The sequence below is a fragment of the Vulgatibacter sp. genome, assembly GCF_041687135.1.
Classification (GTDB): domain Bacteria; phylum Myxococcota; class Myxococcia; order Myxococcales; family Vulgatibacteraceae; genus JAWLCN01.
Map to the genome: position 1 here is coordinate 772,882 of NZ_JAWLCN010000003.1, position 22,702 is coordinate 795,583.

The 22,702-nt window shown below is 68.4% G+C and carries 19 protein-coding genes; 6 read left to right on the forward strand and 13 right to left on the reverse strand.

All coding sequences use genetic code 11. The annotated features are described in order from the left end of the window. Window positions 1-50 precede the first annotated feature (50 nt). From ACESMR_RS10880 to ACESMR_RS10895, 4 genes are all read left to right on the forward strand, one after another. Entirely contained in the window at window positions 51-1,673 is a 1,623-nt protein-coding gene (locus ACESMR_RS10880) for a peptide chain release factor 3 (RefSeq protein ID WP_373047083.1), read from the forward strand. Between the two features lie 41 nt (window positions 1,674-1,714). Beyond that, complete coding sequence (locus tag ACESMR_RS10885) at window positions 1,715-3,142, forward strand: sensor histidine kinase (protein WP_373047084.1); 1,428 nt, start codon at window positions 1,715-1,717, stop codon at window positions 3,140-3,142. Window positions 3,143-3,225: 83 nt separating this feature from the next. Next, window positions 3,226-4,335: a Gfo/Idh/MocA family protein gene (locus ACESMR_RS10890; protein ID WP_373047085.1), complete on the forward strand. Its 1,110-nt coding sequence runs from the start codon at window positions 3,226-3,228 to the stop codon at window positions 4,333-4,335. A 7-nt stretch (window positions 4,336-4,342) separates the two neighbouring features. After that, complete coding sequence (locus ACESMR_RS10895) at window positions 4,343-4,720, forward strand: response regulator (RefSeq protein WP_373047086.1); 378 nt, start codon at window positions 4,343-4,345, stop codon at window positions 4,718-4,720. 56 nt (window positions 4,721-4,776) lie between these two features. Here ACESMR_RS10895 and ACESMR_RS10900 read toward each other — a convergent pair whose 3' ends face one another. The 13 genes from ACESMR_RS10900 to ACESMR_RS10960 form a co-directional block, all read right to left on the reverse strand. Next, window positions 4,777-6,243, reverse strand: coding sequence for a peptide MFS transporter (locus tag ACESMR_RS10900; protein ID WP_373047087.1), 1,467 nt, complete (start codon window positions 6,241-6,243; stop codon window positions 4,777-4,779). Between the two features lie 220 nt (window positions 6,244-6,463). Beyond that, window positions 6,464-6,862, reverse strand: coding sequence for a cytochrome C oxidase subunit IV family protein (locus tag ACESMR_RS10905; RefSeq protein WP_373047088.1), 399 nt, complete (start codon window positions 6,860-6,862; stop codon window positions 6,464-6,466). Between the two features lie 4 nt (window positions 6,863-6,866). After that, window positions 6,867-7,559, reverse strand: coding sequence for a cytochrome c oxidase subunit 3 family protein (locus ACESMR_RS10910; RefSeq protein WP_373047089.1), 693 nt, complete (start codon window positions 7,557-7,559; stop codon window positions 6,867-6,869). After that, the gene (gene ctaD, locus ACESMR_RS10915) at window positions 7,556-9,208 is read right to left on the reverse strand and encodes a cytochrome c oxidase subunit I (RefSeq protein WP_373047090.1); all 1,653 of its coding nucleotides are present in this window, start codon (window positions 9,206-9,208) and stop codon (window positions 7,556-7,558) included. The genes ACESMR_RS10910 and ctaD overlap by 4 nt, the downstream gene beginning before the upstream one ends. 39 nt (window positions 9,209-9,247) lie before the next feature. Further along, window positions 9,248-10,183 (reverse strand): cytochrome c oxidase subunit II, encoded by a 936-nt coding sequence (gene coxB, locus ACESMR_RS10920; RefSeq protein WP_373047091.1) that lies wholly within the window; start codon window positions 10,181-10,183, stop codon window positions 9,248-9,250. Between the two features lie 5 nt (window positions 10,184-10,188). After that, a complete protein-coding gene (locus ACESMR_RS10925; protein ID WP_373047092.1) occupies window positions 10,189-11,046 on the reverse strand; it encodes an SCO family protein in 858 nt (285 codons plus the stop codon). Further along, the gene (locus ACESMR_RS10930) at window positions 11,043-11,420 is read right to left on the reverse strand and encodes a hypothetical protein (RefSeq protein WP_373047093.1); all 378 of its coding nucleotides are present in this window, start codon (window positions 11,418-11,420) and stop codon (window positions 11,043-11,045) included. The genes ACESMR_RS10925 and ACESMR_RS10930 overlap by 4 nt, the downstream gene beginning before the upstream one ends. A 67-nt stretch (window positions 11,421-11,487) precedes the next feature. Then, window positions 11,488-12,738 (reverse strand): hypothetical protein, encoded by a 1,251-nt coding sequence (locus ACESMR_RS10935; RefSeq protein ID WP_373047094.1) that lies wholly within the window; start codon window positions 12,736-12,738, stop codon window positions 11,488-11,490. After that, complete coding sequence (locus tag ACESMR_RS10940) at window positions 12,735-13,364, reverse strand: c-type cytochrome (protein ID WP_373047095.1); 630 nt, start codon at window positions 13,362-13,364, stop codon at window positions 12,735-12,737. The genes ACESMR_RS10935 and ACESMR_RS10940 overlap by 4 nt, the downstream gene beginning before the upstream one ends. After that, window positions 13,364-13,897: a DUF3341 domain-containing protein gene (locus tag ACESMR_RS10945; RefSeq protein ID WP_373047096.1), complete on the reverse strand. Its 534-nt coding sequence runs from the start codon at window positions 13,895-13,897 to the stop codon at window positions 13,364-13,366. Before ACESMR_RS10945 ends, ACESMR_RS10940 begins: the two co-directional genes overlap by 1 nt. Window position 13,898: 1 nt before the next feature. Continuing rightward, on the reverse strand, window positions 13,899-15,338 hold the full coding sequence (gene nrfD, locus ACESMR_RS10950) for an NrfD/PsrC family molybdoenzyme membrane anchor subunit (protein WP_373047097.1): 1,440 nt from the start codon (window positions 15,336-15,338) through the stop codon (window positions 13,899-13,901). After that, the gene (locus ACESMR_RS10955) at window positions 15,335-18,343 is read right to left on the reverse strand and encodes a TAT-variant-translocated molybdopterin oxidoreductase (protein ID WP_373047098.1); all 3,009 of its coding nucleotides are present in this window, start codon (window positions 18,341-18,343) and stop codon (window positions 15,335-15,337) included. Before ACESMR_RS10955 ends, nrfD begins: the two co-directional genes overlap by 4 nt. Then, complete coding sequence (locus tag ACESMR_RS10960; RefSeq protein ID WP_373047099.1) at window positions 18,340-19,038, reverse strand: cytochrome c3 family protein; 699 nt, start codon at window positions 19,036-19,038, stop codon at window positions 18,340-18,342. Before ACESMR_RS10960 ends, ACESMR_RS10955 begins: the two co-directional genes overlap by 4 nt. Window positions 19,039-19,427: 389 nt before the next feature. Here ACESMR_RS10960 and ACESMR_RS10965 point away from each other — a divergent pair, with 389 nt between their 5' ends. Both ACESMR_RS10965 and hrpB read left to right on the forward strand, forming a co-directional pair. Next, a complete protein-coding gene (locus tag ACESMR_RS10965; RefSeq protein WP_373047100.1) occupies window positions 19,428-20,039 on the forward strand; it encodes a hypothetical protein in 612 nt (203 codons plus the stop codon). Further along, entirely contained in the window at window positions 20,039-22,582 is a 2,544-nt protein-coding gene (hrpB, locus tag ACESMR_RS10970; protein ID WP_373047101.1) for an ATP-dependent helicase HrpB, read from the forward strand. Before ACESMR_RS10965 ends, hrpB begins: the two co-directional genes overlap by 1 nt. Window positions 22,583-22,702: the final 120 nt, after the last annotated feature.

Here is a 22,702-nt window from a genome sequence, read left to right on the forward strand (position 1 = left end):
CCGGCGATTTTCGGATAGAACGCCCCCTCCAAGCCGTTGAGGGAGCGATCATGTCGCAGCACATCTCCCAGGAAGCCGCCCGCCGCCGCACCTTCGCGATCATCTCGCACCCGGATGCAGGCAAGACGACCCTCACCGAGAAGCTCCTCCTCTACTCCGGCGCGATCCACCTCGCCGGCGACGTGAAGGCCCGCAGGACCAAGCGTCAGGTCACCTCCGACTGGATGGCGATCGAGCGCGAGCGCGGCATCTCCGTGACCTCGTCGGTGCTCCAGTTCGAGTACGAGGGCGCTGCGTGCAACCTCCTCGACACCCCCGGCCACCAGGACTTCGGCGAGGATACCTACCGCACCCTCGTGGCAGCGGACGCGGCGATCATGCTCCTCGACAACGCCAAGGGCGTGGAGCCGCAGACGAAGAAGCTCTTCCACGTCTGCCGCCTGCGGAAGACGCCGATCGTCACCTTCATCAACAAATGCGATCGCGAGGGCAAGGATCCCCTGGAGCTCCTCTCCGAGGTGGAGCAGGTCCTCGGGATCCACACCGTGCCCCTCGACTGGCCGATCGGTTCCGGCCGCGGCTTCGTCGGGGTCTACGACCGCCTCGACGGCAAGGTCCACCTCTTCGCCGGCGGCCACCATGGCGCCGCCGTGGTCGAGGAGGAGGTCATGGACAAGGACGATCCCGCCCTGCCCGCGCGGATCGGCGACTCGCTCTACGCCAGGCTCCAGGAGGATCTCGAGCTCCTCGAGGCTGCCGGCGAGCCCTTCGACATGGAGATGTTCCTGGCGGGTGAGCAGACCCCGGTCTTCTTCGGCTCCGCGGCGACCAACTTCGGCATCGGTCCGTTCTTGCGCCGCTTCGTCACCCTGGCGCCGCCGCCGGTGGACCGGGAGACCCGCGACGGCAGCCGCCGCAAAGCGGACGACGAGGCCTTCTCCGCCTTCGTCTTCAAGATCCAGGCGAACATGGATCCGTCGCACCGCGATCGGCTCTGCTTCATCCGCGTCTGCTCCGGCCGCTTCGAGAAGGGGATGAAGGTCCGGCACCTGCGCCTCGACAAGGAGATCAAGCTGGCTGCAGCCCACACGCTGATGGGCCGCGACCGCGTCGACGTCGAGGAGGCCTACGCCGGCGACATCGTCGGCGTGGTCGACACCCAGCACCTCCTCCGCATCGGCGACACCCTGGCGACCGACAGGGGCCCCGCCTTCGTGGGCGTGCCCCGCTTCTCGCCGGAGATCTTCGCCACCCTGCGCCTCAAGGATCCGCTCCGCCGCAAGCAGCTCGTCGAGGGCCTGGGCCAGCTCGCCGAGGAGGGGGCGGTGCAGATCTTCTTCCGCCGCGGCGCCGGCGCCGTCGATCCGATCGTGGCGGTGGTGGGCGTGCTCCAGCTCGAGGTGCTCAAGCACCGCCTCGAGAGCGAGTACTCGGTGAACGTGGTGGTGGAGCGCCTCGGCCTCACCCACGCGCGCTGGCTCGACGGGGTGAGCGACGTGAGCAAGGCCGCCCGCGACATCGTCGGCACCCACGTCGAGGACACGGACGGCCACCCGGTGGTGCTGCTTCGCAACGACTGGGAGCTCGGCGTGGCGGAGCGCGAGAACCCGAGCGTCCGCTTCCTCACCACGTCGCCCCTCGACGTGCAGGGCACCGTCCAGGCGGTGCGCTGAATCCGAGGGCCTCCGCGTGCGCGGGGGGATAGCATGTGCGCATGGCTCCCGCTCCCCGCGAGTCCCGTGCGCTGAGCATCCGCTCGGCGATCGCCGCCATGGCGATCGCCATCCTGCTCATCGGTCTCGGCGCTGCGATCGGCCTGCTGCTGCTCGTGCGGCAGAGCGCCGCCACCACCGAGCAGCTCGCCGGATTCGACGCGAGCGTTCGGGCGGTGGAGCAGATCGAGCTGGCCCTGCTCCTCGCCAACCGCGAGCGCTTCCTCCAACAGGTGGCGCCGGGGCAGGGGCACGGCCTCGCGGCGGACCTGCACGAGCAGGAGGTGCGGCGCGGACTCGCCGCCGCAGCGCGGAACGTCAACTCCGACAACGAGGCGCTCGTCCTCGAGGGGCTCCGCTCCGCGATCGATCGCTTTCTCGACGAGGTCCACACCAACGAGGAGAACGCGATCACCGAATACCGGCGGGCGAGCGAGATCCTCGACCAGGCCCTGATCCAGTCCGATCGTCTCAGCGCGATCAACCTCGCCCAGGCACGCGAGGCCGTGGACCGGGCCGGCTTCTGGCGGCACGCGGCGGCGATCGGCGGCTTCGTCATCGCCGGCCTCTTCACGATGCTGGTGGCGGCGCTCCTCTTCTGGGCGCAGCGGTCGATCTACCGCCCCTTCCGCGATCTCTCCGCCGCCATCGCCCGCTACGGCGCAGGCGATCGCTCGGCACGGGCGATCCGCAGCGGCCCGGTGGAGGTGCGGCGGATCGCCGAGCAATTCGACGAGATGGCCGATGCCCTCGACCGCCAGCGGGAGCAGCAGCTCACCTTCCTCGCCGCGGTGGCCCACGATCTCAAGAACCCGCTCACCGCCCTGAAGACCGCGGCGCAGATGGCGGAGCGCGAGGCCGAGCAGCCCGAGCGGCTGCAACGCCGCCTGGAAGTGGTGCGGCGGCAGATCGACAAGCTCCGCCGCCTGGTCGACGACCTGCTCGACGTCAGCCGCCTCGAGGTGGGCAAGCTCGCGCTCGATCTCCAGGTCGCCGACCTGCGGGAGTCGATCGAGGAGGCGTGCGAGCTCTTCGACGGGGACCCCGCCCACCCGATCGCGCTGCAGCTCCCGGCCGAGCCGGTCGAGCTCGCCTTCGACCCTGTCCGGATGGCGCAGGTCTTCGGCAACCTCCTCAGCAACGCGATCAAATACTCGCCGGAGGGCGGCCCGGTGCAGGTGCGGCTCCAACGGAGCGAGGGCACGGCGATCGTCGAGGTGGAGGATCGCGGGCTGGGCATTCCGGCAGCCGAGCTTGCCCGGATCTTCCAGCCCTTCCGCCGGGGGCGCTCCGTCGCAGGGGAGATCCCGGGGGTGGGGCTGGGGCTCTCCGCCAGCAAGAAGCTCGTGGAGGCCCACGGCGGGTCGATCGAGGTGGAGAGTCAGCCGGGGGTCGGCTCGACCTTCCGCGTCCGCCTCCCGCTGAACTGATCCCGGACTCGTTGCACCCGCGCGCCGTCGTCCGAACGTTGGCCTTGCCCCGTCCACGGCGGCGGCGGCGAAGGGGGCAATCGATGGCGGAGAAAGTCGGCTACGCGGTGGTGGGGCTGGGGCACATCGCCCAGGAGCAGGTGCTGCCGGCCTTCGCCAACGCGCCGAACGCACGGCTGGTCGCCCTGGTGTCGGACGAGCGGGAGAAGCGCGAGAAGCTGGGCGCCCACTATGGCGTCCGGCACCTCTACGGCTACGACGAATACGACGCCTGCCTCGCCAACGAGGAGGTGGACGCGGTCTACGTCGCCCTGCCCAACGACATGCACTGCGACTACACCGTCCGGGCGGCACGGGCCGGGGTCCACGTGCTCTGCGAGAAGCCGATGGCCCTGGACGAGACGTCCTGCCGGACGATGATCCGCGCCTGCGACGACGCGGGGGTGAAGTTGATGATCGCCTACCGCCTCCACTTCGAGGAGGCGAACCTCGAGGCGATCGAGCTGCTGCGCCGGGGCGCGATCGGCACGCCGCGCTTCTTCACCTCGGCCTTCGGCTACCAGCTCCAGGGGGGCAACATCCGCTCCAGCGGGGCGCGGGGTGGCGGTCCGGTCTGGGATCTCGGCGTCTATTGCGTCAACGCCGCCCGCTACCTCTTCCGTGCGGAGCCGGAGGAGGTCTTCGCCTGGACCCTGCCGGGACGGCCCGGGGACGAGCGCTTCGCCGAGGTGGAGGCGGGGGCGACGGCGGTCCTCCGCTTCTCGGGTGGCCGCACCGCCACCTTCACCGTCGATTTCGACTGCGGCGCCGTGGCCACCTACCGGGTCGTGGGAACGGAGGGCGATCTCCGCCTCGACAATGCCTACGAATACGGGATGCCCCGGGTTCGTCAGCTCGACCACGGGGGCGAGGTGGAGGAACGGCGCTTCGAGATCGTCGATCAATTCGGGCCCGAGTTGCAGTACTTCGCCGGCTGCATCCTGGAGGATCGACAGCCGGAGCCCGACGGCGAGGAGGGCCTCGCCGACGTGCGGATCGTGGAGGCGATCTTCCGCTCGGCAGCGGAGGGGCGGCCGGTACGGCTGGAGGCTTTCGAGCGGCGGCGGCGGCCGGGCGAGGCCCAGGCCCACCATCTTGCCGGCAAGGAAGAGCGCCCGCCGCTGGTGGACGTGGAGGCGCCGAGCGCCGACTAGGAGGCACGTGACGGCTGCCGGGGACACGCAGGTGCTGGTCGTCGACGACGACTTCGACATCCGCGACACGCTGCGGGAGCTCCTCGAGATCGAGGGCTTCCGGGTGGCGATCGCCGCCAACGGCCGTGAGGCGATCGAGCAGCTGCGCAACGGCGTGAGCCCCCGCCTCATCCTCCTCGACCTGATGATGCCCGAGATGAGCGGCTGGGAATTTCGCAGCGAGCAGCTGCGCGACCCGGCGCTGGCGGAGATCCCGGTGGTGATCCTCTCCGCGACGCCGGACGTGGCGCGCACGGCCGCGGCGCTCCACGCCGCCGGCTTCGTGCGCAAGCCCTTCGATCTCGATCAGCTGATCGAGATGGTCCAGGAGCGGGTGCCGAAGTGAAAACGGGGCAGCGGTCGCCCGCTGCCCCGTTCGATGCTACCGGTCGCCCGTCCTGATCAGGCGCGGCCGTGCATCCACTTCTTCAGCAGCGGGGTGATCAGCAGGAGGATCACGCCGGCGCCGATCGAGCTGAAGATGAGGAAGCCGTAGAGCGGCACGTGGAATTGGTGCAGCGCCGACTCGAGGGCTGCCGCCGAGTAGTTGGCGACGGCGGAGGAGGCGAACCACACGCCCATCATGATCGCCGTGAGGCGGGCCGGCGAGAGCTTGCTCACCATCGAGAGGCCGATCGGCGAGAGGAAGAGCTCGCCCACCGTGTGGAGGAAGTAGACCGAGACCAGCCAGAGCGGGCCGACCATGCCCGTCTCCTGCGCAACCCCCTGGGCGATGTACATGACCACGAAGCCGAGGCCGAGGAGGATCATGCCGAGGGCCATCTTGGCCGGGGTGGCGAGCGAGTACTTCGACTCGTCGAGCTTCTTCCAGCCGATCGAGAAGACCGGCGCGAGGAAGACGATCAGCATCGGGTTGATCGACTGGAAGAAGGAGGCGGGGATCTCCCAGCCGAGGAGATGCCGGTTGGTCTGGGTGTCGGCGAAGAGCGTCATCGTGCCGCCCGCCTGCTCGAAGCCCATCCAGAAGAAGATGTTGAAGAAGGCGAGGATGCCGATGACGACGATCCGCTGCCAGTCGTCCTTCGTGAGCGGCGTGGCGCTGGTATCCGGCTTGGTGAAGGCGCGCTGCCCCACCAGCGCGACGCCGGTGACGGCGATGCCGCCGATGAGCATCGGGCCCTGGCCCACCTGGCCGCCGATCAGGATCACCGCCCAGACGACGAGGCAGGAGATGACGGTGTAGAGGCCGACATCCATCCAGTCCTTCGTGTTGAGCCGGCTGTCCTTGGTCACCTCGCGGCCCGGCGGGAAGCCCGTGGTGCCGAGGAGCTTCTGGCCCCAGACGAAGACGAGGAGGCCGAAGATCATGCCGATGCCGGCGGCGCCGAAGCCCCAATGCCAGCCGACGCTCTCACCGAGCACGCCGCAGACGAGCGGCGAGAAGAAGGCGCCGAGGTTGATGCCCATGTAGAAGATGGTGAAGCCACCATCCCGGCGGGAATCGTTCTCGTTGTAGAGGCCGCCGACGATCGTCGAGATGTTCGGCTTGAAGAAGCCGTTGCCGACGATGAGCAGGCCGAGCGCCTGGTAGAGCAGCGGCTCGAAGGCCATCGCCAGGTGGCCGAGGGCCATGACGATGCCGCCGATGAGCACCGCCTTGCGGGCGCCCAGGTATTTGTCCGCCAGGTAGCCGCCGAGCATCGGCGTCAGATAGACGAGGCCGGTGTAGAGGCCGTAGATCTGGAGCGCGTTCTCCCGGTCGAACTTCAGGTGGTTGACCAGGTAGAGCACCAGCAGGGCGCGCATGCCGTAATACGAAAAGCGCTCCCATGCTTCGGCGGAGAAGAGGACGTACAGCCCCTTCGGCTGCCTCTGATCTGCGGTCGCTGCAGTTGCCTGTGCGGCCATTCGCGCCCCTTTGCTTTCTACGAGTGGCAGGTACGGGTCGGCGATCCATCGACCCGCGCAGGCGGCCCGTGAATCGGTTTGGGCAGAGGAATTACTACGTTTGGCCGTCCGCGAGAAGTCCCGGCGCATGAAACACGAAGCGCCGGCTCCCTGCCCGGTGGGCAGGAGGCCGGCGCTTCGCGAGGCCGGATGATCGCCGATCCGCCGGCGGGAGCGCCCGCTACTGCGCCGCGGCAGGTGCCGCAGGAGCGGCCGGAGGCGCCATTTCGACCGCCCGGGCCCGATCGGGATCGAGCGCGTCGCGGGTGAAGGCGTCCCACATCGTGGGGCCGATGAAGACCACCAGGAAGAAGAGGCCGGTGAGGAAGATCACACCGTTCAGCCTGTCGTGGTCGTGCTTCAGATTCATGAAATAGAGCACGACCAGCGAGGCCTTGGTCAGCGCCACCGCCATCGCCACCACCATGTTGAAGTCGCCGAAATCGAAGCCGGCGATCGCCACGGTGACGAAGGTGAGGAAGAGCAGGCCGACGAAGACGCCGACGTAGACCTTCACGGGCAGCGGCTCGTGGTGGAGCTCCTCGGAGGCGTGGCTCGCGTGCATCTCGTTGTGCGCCATGGCTTCAGCCCACCAGGTAGAAGAGGGGGAAGAGGAAGATCCAGATCAGATCGACGAGGTGCCAGTAGAGGCCCGTCATCTCCAGCGGCGTGTAGAAGCCGCTGTAGAAGTGGCCCTTGTAGCCGCGCCAGATCAGCCAGGTGATGAGGCCCATGCCGATCACCACGTGGATGCCGTGCAGGCCCGTCATCATGAAGTAGAGGCTGTAGAAGATGTGCGGGCTCGCCAGCCCCTCGAGGAAGGGGTAGGCCTCCACCGCGTGGGCCAGGTCGAAGTACCGGCCCGGCAGCGTGTGGTGGGCGAACTTCGAGGGCCACTCGAAGCCGAGCTTGATCACCATGAAGGCGCCGGCGCAGAGCAGCGTGACCCAGAGGAAGGCCATCATCTGCTTCTGCTTGTTCACCATGGCGCAGCGGATCGCCATCGCCATCGTGAACGACGAGGTGATCAGCACCACGGTGTTGACCGTGCCCAGCGGGATCGAGAGCGTCCGGTGCGCCGCCAGGAAGGTCTCGGCCAGGAAGGTGCGGTAGTAGATGAAGCCCACGAACAGGCCACCGAACATCAGGAGTTCGGTGCAGAGGAAGAGCCAGAAGCCCAGCTTCGCCGAGCTGAACTCCTGCTCTGCATTGGCGAAGTGATGGCCGACCTGGTGGCGCTGGACGTTGCTCGGAATCGACGCGCTGGGGGTGCTCACGCGGCCCTCCGGGGAGCCAGCTCCTCGTCGGGGTAGACGTAGGGGCCGGTGTTGACGTGCGGGGTGTCGAAGAAGTTCTCGGTCGGCGGCGGCGAGGCGGTCTGCCACTCGAGCGTCGAAGCGCCCCAGGGGTTCGCGCCGGCGACGGCGCCGCTCCGCAGCGACTTGAGCAGGTAGACCGCGATGATGATGAAGCCCAGCGCGAGGATCCACGAGCCGACGGTGGAGAAGCCGTGCAGGCGGGCGTACTCCGGCAGGTAGTTGTAGTACCGGCGCGGCATGCCCCGGGTGCCGAGGATGAACTGGGTGAAGAAGGTCACGTTGAAGCCGACGAAGAGGGTCGCCAGCGCGATCTTCGCCCACTTCTCGTTGTACATGCGGCCGGTCATCTTCGGCCACCAGTAGTGCAGGCCGCCGATGAAGGCGAAGACGGTGCCGCCCATCATCACGTAGTGGAAGTGCGCGACGACGAAGTAGGTGTCGTGGAAGTGCACGTCGGTGGAGAGCGCCGCGAGCGGCAGGCCGGTGAGGCCGCCGATGGTGAACTGGATCAGGAAGACGATCGCGTAGAGCATCGGCGAGGCGAGCCAGTTCGAGCCCTTGAAGAGGGTCGCGGTCCAGTTGAAGATCTTCACCGCCGTCGGGATGGCGATGAAGAAGCTCAGGAAGCTGAAGACCATGCCGGCGTACTCGGACTGCCCCGAGACGAACATGTGGTGGCCCCACACGAAGAAGCCGATGAAGGCGATCGCGAGGGAGGAGATGGCCACGAAGCGGTAACCGAAGATCGGCCGACGGGTGAAGGTCGCGATGATCTCGGAGATCACGCCGAAGGCGGGCACCACCATGATGTAGACGGCGGGGTGCGAGTAGAACCAGAAGAAGTGCTGGTAGAGCACCGGATCGCCGCCGAGGGCCGGGTCGAAGATGCCGATCCCGAGCAGTCGCTCCATCGCGATGAGGAGCAGCGTGATCGCCAGCACCGGGGTGGCGAGGAGCTGGATCACCGAGGTGGCGTAGAGCGCCCAGAGCAGCAGCGGCATCCGGAACCAGGTCATGCCCGGGGCGCGCAGCTTGTGGATCGAGACGATGAAGTTCAGGCCGGTGAGGATCGACGAGAAGCCGAGGATGAACGCTGCCAGCACCATCGAGGTGACGGCGGTGTTCGTCTGCAGCGAGTACGGCGTGTAGAAGGTCCAGCCGGTGTCGATGGCGCCGGCGAAGAGCGAGAAGATCGCGAAGGCCGCGCCGAGGACGTAGACGTAGAAGCTGAGCAGGTTGAGCTTCGGGAAGGCCACGTCCTTCGCGCCGAGCTGCATCGGCAGGAAGAAGTTGCCGAGCGCCGCCGGGATCGACGGCACCAGGAAGAGGAAGACCATCACCGCGCCGTGCAGGGTGAAGAGCTGGTTGTAGGTCTTCGCGCCGACGATGGTCTGGTCCGGCGTGAGCAGCTCGAGGCGGACCAGGATCGCGAAGACGCCGCCGAGGAAGAAGGCGGTGAGGATCGCGACCAGGTACATCATCCCGATGCGCTTGTGATCGACGGTCAGCGCCCAGGACTTGAAGCCTTTGGTCGCGTTCCAGTAGTGGGTGTCCGGCCAGCGGTCCATCTCGGTTGCCGGCACGGGCGTAGCGGTGGTGGTGCTCATAATCGCTTTCCTGAGGCCTAGTTCGCAGGCCCGGCCTTATTAGAGCGTCTTGATGTATTCGATCAGACCGCTGACTTCACGGTCCGAAAGCTGACCCTGGTAGGTGGGCATCACCGGCTGGTAGCCCTGCACCACTTTGGCGTTCGGCTGGAGGATCGACTCGCGGAGGTACTCCTCGTCGACCGGTACGGTCTGGCCGGTGGTGAGCTGCTCCTGCTTGCCGAAGAGGCCCTGGAACGTCGGGCCCACCTTCACCGAACCGTCGGTGGAGTGGCAGGTGAAGCAGGCCTTGCTCGTATAGAGCTTCTCACCGAGCTCCGGCAGCGGCGTGGTGGTGTCCTCCTTCTGGTTCTCCTCCACCCACTTCGCGTAGTCCTCGGGGGTGTGGACCACGATCTTGGCGAGCATGTCCGAGTGGCCGTCGCCGCAGTACTCGGTGCAGAAGACCTGCTGCTCGCCGACCATGGTGGGCTCGAACCAGAAGGTGGTGATCCGGCCGGGGACCACGTCCATCTTGTTCCGGAAGCTCGGAACGAAGAAGGAGTGGATCACGTCCTCGGAGGTCATGATCAGCTTGTACGGCTTGTTGACCTCGACGTGGAGCTCGCCGATCGCCTGCTGGCCGTTCGGGTACTCGAAGTTCCAGAGCCACTTCTTGCCGGTGACCTGGATCTGCTCGGCGCCGCTCGGAGCGCGGGACATCCCCATGAAGCCCTTGAAGCCCCAGAGGAAGACCGCGATCACGAGGATCAACGGGATGATCGACCAGGTCAGCTCCATGGGCAGGTTGTGCGAGGGACCGACACCTTCCCTGTGGCCGCGCTTGTAGCGCCACACGAAGTAGACGATCGCCGCGACGATCCCCACCCAGAAGAACACGCTGAGGTAGTGGATGAAGTAGTAGAGCGCGTCCACGTCCTGGGCGAACGTGGAGGCCTGCGGCGGAAAGAGGATGGAATCGTTGTTGGTCGGCATGACTCTCAACTCTCGCGGCGCGGGGACCGCCGCCACATCACAACCAGAAAGGTGCCGAGGGTCACGAGCGTCACGACGCCCCCCAGCTTCATCATGTTGCGAGCGAAGAGGACGTAGCCCCCCGCCTTGGCGTCATACTGGTAGCAGAAGAGAAGCAGCTGCTCGGTGGTCGATCCGACCCGCCCCTCGGCGGCGTCGAGGACGGCGAGCTTCAGATCCTTCGGCGTGTACTCGATGCCGTAGAGGTAGCGGGCGAGCTTGCCTTCGGGCGAGGCGACCATGATCACGGCAGCGTGCGCCCACTGCTTGCCCTTCTCGTCCCACCGGTAACCGAAGCCCACCGCGTCGGTGAGCCGCTTGATCTCGACCTCGGTGGCGGTGTGGAAGAACCAGCCCTTGCCGGCGCCGTCCTTCCCGAGCTCCTCGAGGATGCTCTCGCGCTTCTGCTTCGCGAGAGCGGTCCCCTCCTTCGGATCGATGCTCACCGTGACGATGTCGAACTCGTCGCCCGGCAGGTAGTCGAGACCTTTGAGCCCCTTGTTGAGCCCGTTGATCACGAGCCCGCAGAGCATCGGGCAGCCGTAGTAGCCCAGGTTGACGATCACCGGCCGGCCCTTGTCGAAGTAGTCGCCGAGCTTGACCTGGCGCCCGTCGTGATCGGTCAGGACCACGTCGAGGGGCAGCATCTCGCCCAGGCGCTCGTCGACCCGCACCGCCTCCAGATCGGAGGGCAGCACGTTCTTCGGGACCGAGGGCTGCATCAGCCCGCCCGGCGCCTGCTGCGCCGCGGCGGGACTGGCAACACCCGCCGCCGCCAGGGCGGCGAGCGCCCAGGCAGCGGTGATCGCAACCAGGCGCTTCACTTCGCCTGGGCCTCTGCCGGCGCGTTCTCGCCGGCAGCCTCGGTGGCCTCGCCCTCGGCTGCCGCAGGGGCAGGCGCCGCCGCAGGCACGACGACCTGCGGCTGGCCAGCCGAGCGGCGGGCGTTGGCCTCCTGGAGGAAGCGCTTCATGCCTTCGTCGATCGGCGTCCGGTAGAGGCCCTTCTCCTTGTCGACCACGCCGTAGGTGGAGAGCCACTCGCTCTCCCTGGCGCGCAGCGCCTGCAGCTCCTCGGAAGGACGCGACAGCACCTGCTCGTAGGTGACCGCCTCGGCCTGCCGCTGGAAGTAGATCCAGAGCATGTAGGAGGCGATCGCCAGGAAGATCGCGACGAGCGCGAGGAGGAGACCGATCATGCCGACGTTGGCACGATCCGCTTCGGCCTCTGCATGGCCGTGGCCATGCGTATCGTGTCCGTGCGTATCAGACATTCTCGTGACCCATGGAGGAGCGGAGGAGCGGATCGCCCACCGGAACGAGGGCGTTCTTGCCGAGCCGCCAGCAGAGGAGGCCCACGTAGAGGCCGCCGATGCCGAGGAGCGCGGTGAAGTTCATCCACGACAGGTGCGGGCCGTGGCCGTGGTGATCGAGGCTGGGCATCACCAGCCAGTACATGTCGATCGCCCGGCCCACGAGGACCAGCAGCGCGCCGAGGAGGAGGATCGGAGCGGTGCGCTTCGCCACCCGCGAGAGCAGGACGAAGAAGGGCAGCACGAAGGTGAAGAAGATCAGCGCGATGGAGAGGCCCGCCCAGGGACCCCAGCGGTGGAGGAACCACTCCGTCTCTTCGGGGATGTTCGCGTACCAGATCAGGAAGTACTGGGAGAACGCGATGTAGGCGAAGAAGACGGTGAAGCCGAAGAGCAGCTTGCCGAGGTCGTGGTAGTGCTCGACGGTGATCATCCGGTGCACGAGCCCCGCGCGCTGCAGGAACATCGCGACGATGATGATCATGGCGAGCGCGCCCTGGACCGCGCCGGCGAAGTAGTAGACGCCGAAGATGGTCGAGAACCAGTGCGGCGAGAGCGACATCAGCCAGTCGAACGCAGCGAAGGTCAGCGACAGCGCGAAGAGGAGCATGCCCGGCGCCGACGCGGTGCGCATCTGGCCGAGGATGTGGAGGCCGTTGCCCTTGTCCTGCAGGGCGCTCTTGCGGGTCAGGTAGACCGACAGCCCGATCCACACCGCGAAGTAGATGAACGCGCGGATGTAGAAGAAGGGGATGTTCAGGTAGGGCGCCTTGGCGGTGAGGATCGCGTCCTTCGCCACGTCTTCGGCGTGGGTCCAGTGGAAGAGGTCGTGGAGACCGACCAGCACCGGGACGAAGAGCAGCGCGAAGAGCGGCAGGGTCGACATCGAGGCTTCGGCGAGCCGGCGCACCGTGGTGCCCCACCGCGAGGCGGTGATGTGGTGCATCAGCACGAAGAACATCGAGCCGAGCGCGATGGCCAGGAAGAGCATGTAGGCGAAGATCCACGACCCGAAGGCCGCGGTGCGATCGACGCCGATGCCGATCAGCGTGAGGGCGACGCCGATGGCGCCGACCACGAAGCCGATCATCGCGGCGCGCTTGGAGCGGGCCGCCTCCCAATGGATCTTGATCCCCTGGGTGCCCGGAGCGTGCGCCTCCTCGTAGGAGGGCGTCATCGAGGATGCCGTGGGGTTGGAGCTCATCGCAGGTTGGTCCTCTGCTCGGCCGGGACGTCGTCGAGCGAAGCGGTTGCGGCAGTCTGGAGCGCCTGGATGTAGGCGACGATGGCCCAGCGATCCGCCTCGGGGATCTGCTTGGCGTACGCAGGCATGGTGCGAACGCCCTGGCTGATCACCTGGTAGAACTGGCCCGGGCCGAAGCCGAGGAGCCGCTGGTCGTAGAAGCTCGGCGGTGCGATCCAGCCGCGCTTCGGGACCAGGCCCTGGCCGCTGCCGGTGCGGTCGTGGCAGGCCGAGCAGTAGATGTCGTAGCGCTCCTGGCCCCTGGCGAGCAGCGCCGGGGTCAGCTCCATCGGGTACTCGGTGACGGGCTGCCCGTCGGCGCCGATGCCCCGGTAGAAGGCCGGGTCGGCCTTGAGCGCGCCACGAGCCACCGTGTTCTCGGGCGGCAGCCGGTTGTCCGAGGCGTCGGGCCAGAAGTCGTTCTTGCCCTGCGCCGTGTACTTCGGCTGGTCGTTCATGTTGGTGACCGGCAGGATGTAATGGTCGAGCGCCTTGGGCGGCGGAAGAACCGGCGGTTCCTCCGAGGTGCCGCCCCGGCAGCCGGCCAACGCCAGCACCGCGAGGATGAGCATCGAGTGGCGACGCATTACGGGGACTCCACGAGCGCGACGCGCTTGCCACCGATCTGCTCGAGCAACGCACGGGTGCGGGTCGCGTCGAACTTCGGGTCGGTCGACTCGATCGAGAGGAAGAACTTGTCGTCGGTCGCGCGACGGAAGTCGGGGTGCGCCAGCACGGGGTGGAACCACCGCGGCAGGCTGTTCAAGAAGAACATCCCGAAGACCGTGCCGAACGCCGAGAAGAGGATCGTCAGCGCGAAGCAGACCGGCACGAACGCCTGGTAGCTGAAGTAGGGCTTGCCGCCGATGACCATCGGGTAATCGACGGCGCTCGTCCACCACTGCAGCGCCAGCGCGACCGAGAAGCCGAGCAGGCCGTGGGCGAAGACGATCCAGCCCAGCTTCGAACCGGGGACCTTCATCGCCCGGTCGAGGCCGTGGATGGGGAACGGCGTGTGGGTATCGAAGTCGCGATACCCCGCATCCGAAACCGCACCGGCCGCCTCGACGATCTGCGCCGGCGTGTCGAACTCTGCGACGAGGACCTTGAGCTTGGCCATGTCAGTGAGCCTCCGCGTGCTCGGCGTGGCGCACGTCACCGTGGTGCGCATGGCCGTGGTGCGGATCCGCCTCCGGCATCACGCCCTTCACCTCGGCGATGGCGATCGCCGGCAGGAAGCGCAGGAAGAGGAGGAAGAGCGTGAAGAAGAGGCCGAACGAGCCGATGAACGTGAGGATGTCCCAGATGGACGGCATGTAGTAGCCCCACGACGATGGCAGGAAGTCGCGGTGCAGCGTCATCGTGATCACGAAGCGCTCGAACCACATGCCGATGTTCACGAAGATCGAGAGCGCGAACATCACCGGGATCGACCGGCGCATCCTCTTGAACCAGAAGAACTGCGGCGTGATCACGTTGCACGAGATCATGATCCAGTACGCCCAGGCGTAGGGGCCGAACGCACGGTTCACGAAGGCGAAGGCCTCGTACTCGTTGCCGCTGTACCAGGCGATGAAGAACTCCATGCCGTACGCGTAGCCGACGAGCGTACCGGTCAGGAGGATGATCTTGTTCATCTTCTCGAGGTGGCTGATCGTTACCAGGTCCTTGAAACCGAAGACCTGGCGGGCGACGACCATGAGGGTCACCACCATGGCGAAGCCGGAGAAGATCGCGCCGGCGACGAAGTACGGCGGGAAGATCGTGGTGTGCCAGCCCGGGACCACCGACACCGCGAAGTCGAACGACACGATGGTGTGAACCGAGAGCACCAGCGGCGTCGAGATGCCGGCGAGGATCAGGTAGGCCCGCTCGTAGTGCACCCAGTGGCGCATCGAGCTGCGCCAGCCGAGGGAGAAGATCCCGTAGAGCAGCGCCCGGGTCTTGGTCGTCGCACGATCGCGCAGGGTGGCGAGATCGGGGATGAGGCCGACGTACCAGAAGAGGATCGAGACGGTGCCGTAGGTGCCGACCGCGAAGACGTCCCAGAGCAGCGGCGAACGGAAGTTCGGCCACATGCCCATCTGGTTGGGCAGCGGGAACATCCAGTAGGCGAGCCAGAGGCGGCCGACGTGGATGCCCGGGAAGGTGAGGGCGCAGGCCACCGCGAAGATGGTCATCGCCTCGGCGAAGCGGTTGATCGAGGTGCGCCACTTCTGCCGGAAGAGGAAGAGGATCGCCGAGATCAGCGTGCCCGCGTGGCCGATGCCGACCCAGAACACGAAGTTGACGATCGCCCAGCCCCAGCCCACCGGCTGCTGGAGACCCCAGATACCGGTACCGGCCCACACGAGCCAGAGGATGCTGGCGCCGAAGACGCCGAGCACGCCGAGCGCGAGCGCGAGGCAGACGTACCAAACGAGCGGCGTCTTCTCTTCCGTCGGACGCGCCACCACCTCGGTGACGTCGTGGAAGGTGAGCCCGCCATGGACGAGCTTCTCCTCCTCGTATTCCGAGGTGGGGAGAAGCGCTTCGGGGATGGTGTTAGGAGTCTGGCTCACGACACCAACTCGGGGTTCGGGTTGCGGATGCGGGCCAGGTACGAGGTGCGGGGCTTGGTATTGAGCTCCGCGAGGACCTCGTAATTCCTCGGCTGCTGCTTCAGCTTGCTGACCCGGCTGTTCGGGTCGTTGACGTCGCCCATGACGATCGCCTCGGTCGGGCACGCCTGCGCGCAGGCCGGCGTGATCGCGCCGTCCGGCACCTTCTCGAAGCCCGAGAGCTTCGCGTCACGCTTGGCGGCGTTGATGCGCTGCACGCAGTAGGTGCACTTCTCCATCACGCCGCGGGTGCGAACGGTGACGTCCGGGTTGAACTTCATCTTCTCGACGTCGGTGATCGCGTCGAGCCCCTGGGTGTGCCAGTCGAAGAAGTTGAAGCGGCGGACCTTGTACGGGCAGTTGTTCGAGCAGTACCGGGTGCCGATGCAGCGGTTGTAGACCATGTCGTTGAGGCCGCCGTCCTTGGAGTGGACGGTCGCCGCGACGGGGCAGACGTTCTCGCAGGGCGCGTTCTCGCACTGCTGGCAGGTCATCGGCTGGAAGAGCACCTCGGCGTCGTCGAGGTCGGCCGCCTCGCCGGAAGCGGCGAAGTAGCGGTCGAGACGGATCCAGTGCATCTCGCGGCCCATGCGCGTCTGCTCGGGACCGACGATGGGGATGTTGTTCTCGGCCTGGCAGGCGATCATGCAGCCGTTGCAGCCCACGCAGGCGTTGAGATCGATCGACATGCCCCACTGCTGGCCCGTGTACTCGTGCTGCTTCCACAGCGCGAGGAGCGGCGGGTGCTGCACCATCTCGCGGGCGAAGTACGGGTTCTGCTCGTACTCCTGGATCGACGCCTCGCGGATGAGCGGGCGGCCCTCCATGCTGTGGTGGTCCTGGGTGGCTGCCATCAGCCACTCGCCGGCGACCGGGGTGACGCTCACGCCGCTCGCGAACCAGGCGTTCTGGCTGGTGCGGAGCTGGTAGGCGTCGAAGCCGCGGTCGGTGCCGACCCGGCCCGCCGCCTTGCGGCCGTAGCCCAGGGCGAGACCGATGGTCTCCTCGGCGGTGCCGGGCTGCACCCAGACGGCTGCCTCGACGGCGCGTTCGCCAGCCTGCAGCTTCACCATCTGGCCGGTCTTGAGGCCGAGCTTCTCGGCGAGCTTCGGGCTCACCAGCGCGGCATTGGACCAGGTCAGCTTGGTCAGCGGCTCCGGCAGCTCCTGGAGCCAACCGTTGTTGGCGAAGCGGCCGTCGTACATCTTGTTGTCGACGAGGAAGACGAGCTCCACGCCGGTGCCCGGCGCCGGGAGGCGCGAGACGGCGGGGCCGATGGCGCCTGCGGTGAGCTGCGCCTCGACGAACTGGCCGCTCGAGCCCTCGAGCACGCCGTCGTGCAGGGTCTTGCGCCAGGCCTCCTCGCCGCCGCGGCTCGCGAGGAAGTTGCTGCGAACGAGGTCGTAGCCCTTCTGCTGCTTGCCGGCGATGCGGGAGAGGAATTCGATCTTCGAGCGGCCGTCCCAGATCGGGCGGACCAGCGGCTGGACGATCGAGTAGGTGCCGTCGAGGGCGAGGGCGTCGCCCCACTCCTCGAGGAAGTGGGTCTCCGGGACCACCCACTGCGCGAGGGCGGAGGTCTCGTTCGGCGCCACGGTGAGGTGCACCGTGTTCTTCGCCTGCTTCATCGCCTCGGCGAAGGGGACGTCCGCGGGGGCGTCGTAGGCCGGGTTGCCGCCGAGCACCACGAGGGTGTCGACCTGGCCGCCCTGGAGCGCCTGGGTCGCCGCGCGGATCGCCTCGGTGGGGGCGACGGCGGGAACGCTGGCGGGCGTGGCGAAGCGGATCGTCTCGCCGACGTTGCCGAGGGCGTCGTTGATCGCCCAGGCGATCGCCTGGACGGCGGGCGCCTGGTGGCGGCCGACGGCGACCACGCTCTTGCCGCGCTTGCCGGCGAGGTCCTTGGCGAGGGCCTGGACGAACTTCGCCTGGGCACCCTCGCCACCTGCCTGCGCGATGCCCGTGGGGATCGAGACGCCCTGCTTCTGGAGCTCTGCTGCGAGCGCCCGGAGGAAGGGACCGACCTGCGAGGCACGGAGGCGGAGGCGGTGATCCGCAGCGGCGCCGGTGACGGTGAAGACCGGCTCCACCGCGTAGAGGCGGTTCATGCCGCCCGGTGCGTCCGGCGCACGGCGCTGGGCCCAGTCGCGGCTGTAGCGGAGGTGGAAGGGGCCGCTGCCGAAGAGGTCGGCGTCCACCGCCACGATCGCGTCGGCACGCTCGATCCGGTAGACGGGCTCGAGGGCCTGGCCGAAGGCGAGGCGGGTGCCGGCGAGGACGTTCTCGTTGGAGATCGCCTCCCACTCGAAGAAGCGGGCCTGCGGCAGCGCCTGCTCCATCTGCTGGCGGACCGCGGCGAAGGTGGGCGACGCCGAAGCCTCGCTCACGATCACGAGGCCCCTGCCGCCGTTGCTCCGGAGGTTGCCGAGGAGGCCGTCGAAGCTCTGGTCGAAGGCGGCGAAGGTGCTCTCCTCGCCGTTCTTCAGCACGCGGACCGTGCGGTCCGGATCGTAGAGCGAGAGGATCGCCGCCTGCTCGAAGGTGCACGCTGCACCCTGCGACGCGGGGTGGAGCCGGTTGCCCTCGATCTTGGTGGGACGGCCCTCGTGCGCCTCGACCACCAGGCCGGTCACCGTGTCGCCGTAGGACATGGTGGTGGCGTAGAACTGCGGCAGGCCGGGGACGAGGTCCTCCGGGCGGCGGGCGTAGGGGAGGATCTTCTCCTCGGGCCTGCGGACGCAGCCGGTGCCGAAGCCGGCGAGGGCGACGGAGGCGCCCATCAGCTGCATGAAGCTGCGGCGCGAGACCGGGTCGGTGAGCTCGGAAGCGCCTTCCGGGAACTCTTCGGCCACGAGCTTCTGGAACTCGGGGGTTCCGGCGACGTGATCGAGGCTACGCCAGTAGGTCTTGCCGTTCTCCTCGATCGGGAGGAGTTCGTTGCGGTTCTCGTTGTGGTTCTGGCTCATCGGTGGCACCCCGAGCAGTCGACCGGCGCGGCGACGTGGTACTGCTCCACGAGCTGGTTGCCGTAGGCGACAGGGTCCGTGCCCTCGGGCGGGGTCCAGGCCATGTTGGTGACCTGGTCCTTCGGGCGGAGGTTCGGGCCGGGATTGCGGTGGCAGTCGAGGCACCACTGCATGGAGAGCGGCTCGGTGACGCGGACGACCTCCATCTGGTCGACGCGGCCGTGGCACTCCACGCAACCCACGCCCTTGGCCACGTGCTGCGCGTGGCTGAAGTAGGCGAAGTCGGCGAGGTTGTGGACCTTGGTCCACTCGATCGGCTGCCCAGTCTGGTAGCTCTGCCGCACGAGCTCGAGCTTCGGCGAGTCGTACTTCACCACCGTGTGGCAGTTCATGCAGGTCTCGGTGGGCGGCACGCTCGCGTGCGGACCCTTCTCGACCGCGGTGTGGCAGTAGCGGCAGTCGATTCCGAGCTGGCCTGCGTGAAGTTTGTGGCTATAGGCCACCGGCTGCTTCGGCGCGTAGCCGACTTCGGTGTGCTTCGGCGAGAACCAGAACCAGACGGTTCCGATCACCACGATGCCGAGCGCCACGGCTGCCAGGGGAATCACCCGGGGGATCTGGTTGACCCAGGGCGGGAAGACGTACGGGACCGGGGACTGGTCGCGATCGTCCGGTCGGTGTCCGGTAGAATCCACTGAGGTCGCCCTACCTTCTGGAATAGGCCCATGCACGGCACCGTTGCGAGGCTGCCGAAGACCTGAAGTTCCACGCTGCGTTGCGGGAGCGGCCTGCTAGGCAATGACCGTGCCGTGACAGTTCCGCGCCGCAGCAGCGCTCTCGTTCCTCGTCTGTCGGCGCTGCTGCGGCAAATTGCCGCGGCATCACGCCGCACCTGTCCGCTTCGCCACACTACGTCCGCACCGGCATCGCCCGAACGCCCTACGAGGAATCGGAGCCGACGCACGGCAGCGAGGCTGGCGCGATCGGAGGTTCCTGCGTACAAGGACGTTCTTGTCTTGCCGGGCACGGACCGGCGCGCGGTTTCTAGCCCAGGGCCCGACCGCGTGGGAAGCGTTTTTTGCTTATGCGACAGCTCCTCGTCATCGCCGGCTTGATCATTTGCGCCACCGTTGCAACGGGCGCCTTCCTCGCCTCCACCGGTGTCTCCAACGTGGTCGGGTCGGGCCAGGCTTTCGCCGAGAAAACGGCGGTTTCCACCCTGCGGACCCTCCACTGGGCGCAGGGGAATCTGCGCCGCGGAGCCTTCATCGATACCGATCGCGACGGGATCGCCGAGTTCGGGACGATGGAGCAGCTCGCCGCCACCGCCCCGCTCCCCTCTGGCCAGGTGGTGCCGGCGACCCTGGTGCCGCTCGCAGGCAACACGATCGAAGGCGGAATCCTCGAAGCCCACGGCTATTGCTTCCGCTACGACCTGCCGGAAGGTGCCGACGGACGCGAACGGCGCTTCGTCGCCTACGCCTGGCCGCGCCTCGCCGCCGCAGGGAACAAGGTCTTCTGCATCGACCAGGACGAGGACATCCTCCAGTCGGGGAACGAGGCCGGTTGGATCGGCTGCGAGCAGGGGCCGCCGCCCGGCACCTGCCCCGAGGCGGAGGAGGCGGATCGCCCCGGTGCGACGTGGGTGCGGTGGAAGGGCAAGCGGAGCCAGCTCAAGGTCGGTGCGATCGACTGATGCAGCCCCTGCCGATCGATCCCGTCCTCCCCGACCTCGTCGCGGCGCTGCGCGCCCACCCCGCCCTCGTGCTCGAGGCGCCGCCCGGCGCCGGCAAGACCACCCGGGTCCCGCGGGCGCTCCTCGAGGCCGGGTCGATCGAAGGCGAGATCCTCGTGCTCCAGCCGCGGCGCCTGCCCACGCGCCTCGCCGCGCAGCGGGTGGCGGAGGAGCTGGGCGAGGCCCCCGGCGAGCGGATCGGCTACGCCGTCCGCTTCGAGGAGGTGGCGGGGCCGAGGACCCGGGTGCGCTTCGTCACCGAGGGGATCCTCACCAGGCGGCTCCTCGCCGACCCGCGGCTCCGCGGCGTGGGGGCGGTGATCCTCGATGAATTCCACGAGCGCCACCTCGCCGGCGATCTCGCTCTGGCGCTGCTGCGCCGGCTGCAGCGCACCACCCGCCCCGACCTCAAGCTGGTGGTGATGTCGGCGACGCTGGCGGCGGAGCCGGTGGCTGCCTGGCTCGGCGACGCGCCGCGACTCCGCAGCGAGGGGCGCCGCTTCGACGTGGCCATCGACTACCTGGAGCAGGCGGACGAGCGGCCGCTCCACGAGCAGGTGGTCGCGGCGGTGAAGCGCCTCCTGCGCGAGGGGCTCGACGGCCACACCCTCGTCTTCCTGCCGGGCGCCGGCGAGATCCGCCGGGCGGCGGAGCTCCTCCAGCCGCTGGTGGAGAGCCACGACCTGCTCGTCCTTCCCCTCCATGGCGACCTGCCGCTGGCGGAGCAGAACCGGGCGGTGCGGCCCAGCGCCCAGCGGAAGATCATCCTCTCCACCAACGTGGCGGAGACCTCGGTGACCATCGACGGCATCGCCGCGGTGGTGGACACCGGACTCGCCCGGGTGGCGAGCCACTCGCCCTGGAGCGGCCTCCCCACCCTGCAGCTCGCGAAGGTGAGCAAGGCCTCGGCGATCCAGCGGGCGGGGCGCGCGGGCCGCACCCGGGAAGGCCGGGCGCTGCGTCTCTACACCCGCCACGACTTCGAGAGCAGGCCCGATCACGACGCGCCGGAGATCCTCCGGCTCGATCTGGCGGAGACGCTACTCGCCCTCCACGGCGCCGGCGTCGGTGATTCCGGTGCCTTCGATTTCTTCGAGGCGCCGGCGCCTGCTGCGCTGGAGGCGGCGGAGACGCTGCTGCGGCGGCTCGGCGCCCTCGATCCCACGGGGGGCTTGAGCGCAGTCGGCAAGAAGCTGGTGCGGCTCCCCGTGCACCCGCGCCTCGGGCGGCTCCTCGTCGAAGGCGAGCGGCGCGGCGTGGCGCAGAGCGCGGCGGCGGTCGCCGCGCTCATCGCCGAGCGGGACATCCGGGTCGAGGCGCGCACCTTCGGCGGCGGCGGCCGTTCGCGCCGGGTTTCGGGATCCTCGGACGCGCTGGAGCTCCTCGAGCGGTTCCGCGAGGCGGAGGGCGCCCGGTTCGCGCCGCAGCGCCTGCGATCGATGGGCCTCGACGTGCGGGCGGTGGACGCGGTGGACCGCGCCCGCAAGCAGCTCGCGCGGCTCGCGAAGAACGAAGCCCCCGCCCCTGCCGACGAGGAGGAGGCGCTGCTCCTTTCCATCCTCGCCGGCTTTCCCGACCGCGTGGCGAAGCGCCGCACGGCCACCGGCAGGGATCTCGTCCTCGCCGCCGGCGGCGCCGCCGAGCTCTCCGAGGCGAGCGTGGTCCACGACGCCACCTTCGTGGTGGCGGTCGACGTGGAGGAGCGCGGCAGGCCCGGCGCCCGCCGCAGCACCACGGTGCGGATCGCCTCCTCGATCGAGCCGGAGTGGCTGCTCGATCTCTTCGCCGACGACGTGGCGGAGAGCGACGAGTGGCTCTGGAACGCGGAGGCGGAGCGGGTGGAGCGGGTGAGCCGGATCACCTTCGGGCAGGTGGCCCTCGAGGAGAGCCGCGGCCCCGCCGCCCCGTCGCCGCAGACGGCGCGGGTCCTCGCCGACGCTGCGCTGGCGCGGGGGCTCTCGAGCTTCGCGCCCTCGATCGAAGGGCTGCTCCACCGGCTCGCGCTACTGGCGCGGTACATGCCGGAGGCGAAGATGCCGGCCCTCGGCGCGGAGGCGATGCGCGACGCGGTGGCGCAGGCGTGCGAGGGCTTGCGCTCCTTCGCCGAGCTGCGCGACGCGTCGCTGCAGGAGCTGCTGCTCCAGAACCTGGGCGGCGATCAGCAGCGGCTCCTCGCCCGCGAGGCGCCGACGCGGCTCACCCTGCCCGGCGGCCGCTCGGTGCCGATCCACTACGAGGCGGACCAGCCGCCCTGGATCGAATCCCGGCTCCAGGATTTCTTCGGGATGGCGAAGGGGCCCGCCGTCTGCGGCGGCAGGGTGCCGCTCACGCTCCACCTGCTCGCGCCGAACCAGCGGGCGGTGCAGGTGACGCAGGATCTCGCCGGCTTCTGGGAGCGCCACTACCCGCAGATCCGCAAGGAGCTCTGCAGGCGCTATCCGCGGCACGCCTGGCCGGAGGACGGCAGGACCGCCACGCCGCCGCAGGGCGGCAGGCCGCGCTGAGCACGCGAAGCGGGCCTGCCGATCGGGATAGGGGCCGGCAGTTTTCTGCTGCCGGTCCCCTCCCACACCACCGGACGTGCGGGTCCGCATCCGGCGGTTCGGTTGGTTGAGGTGCTACGC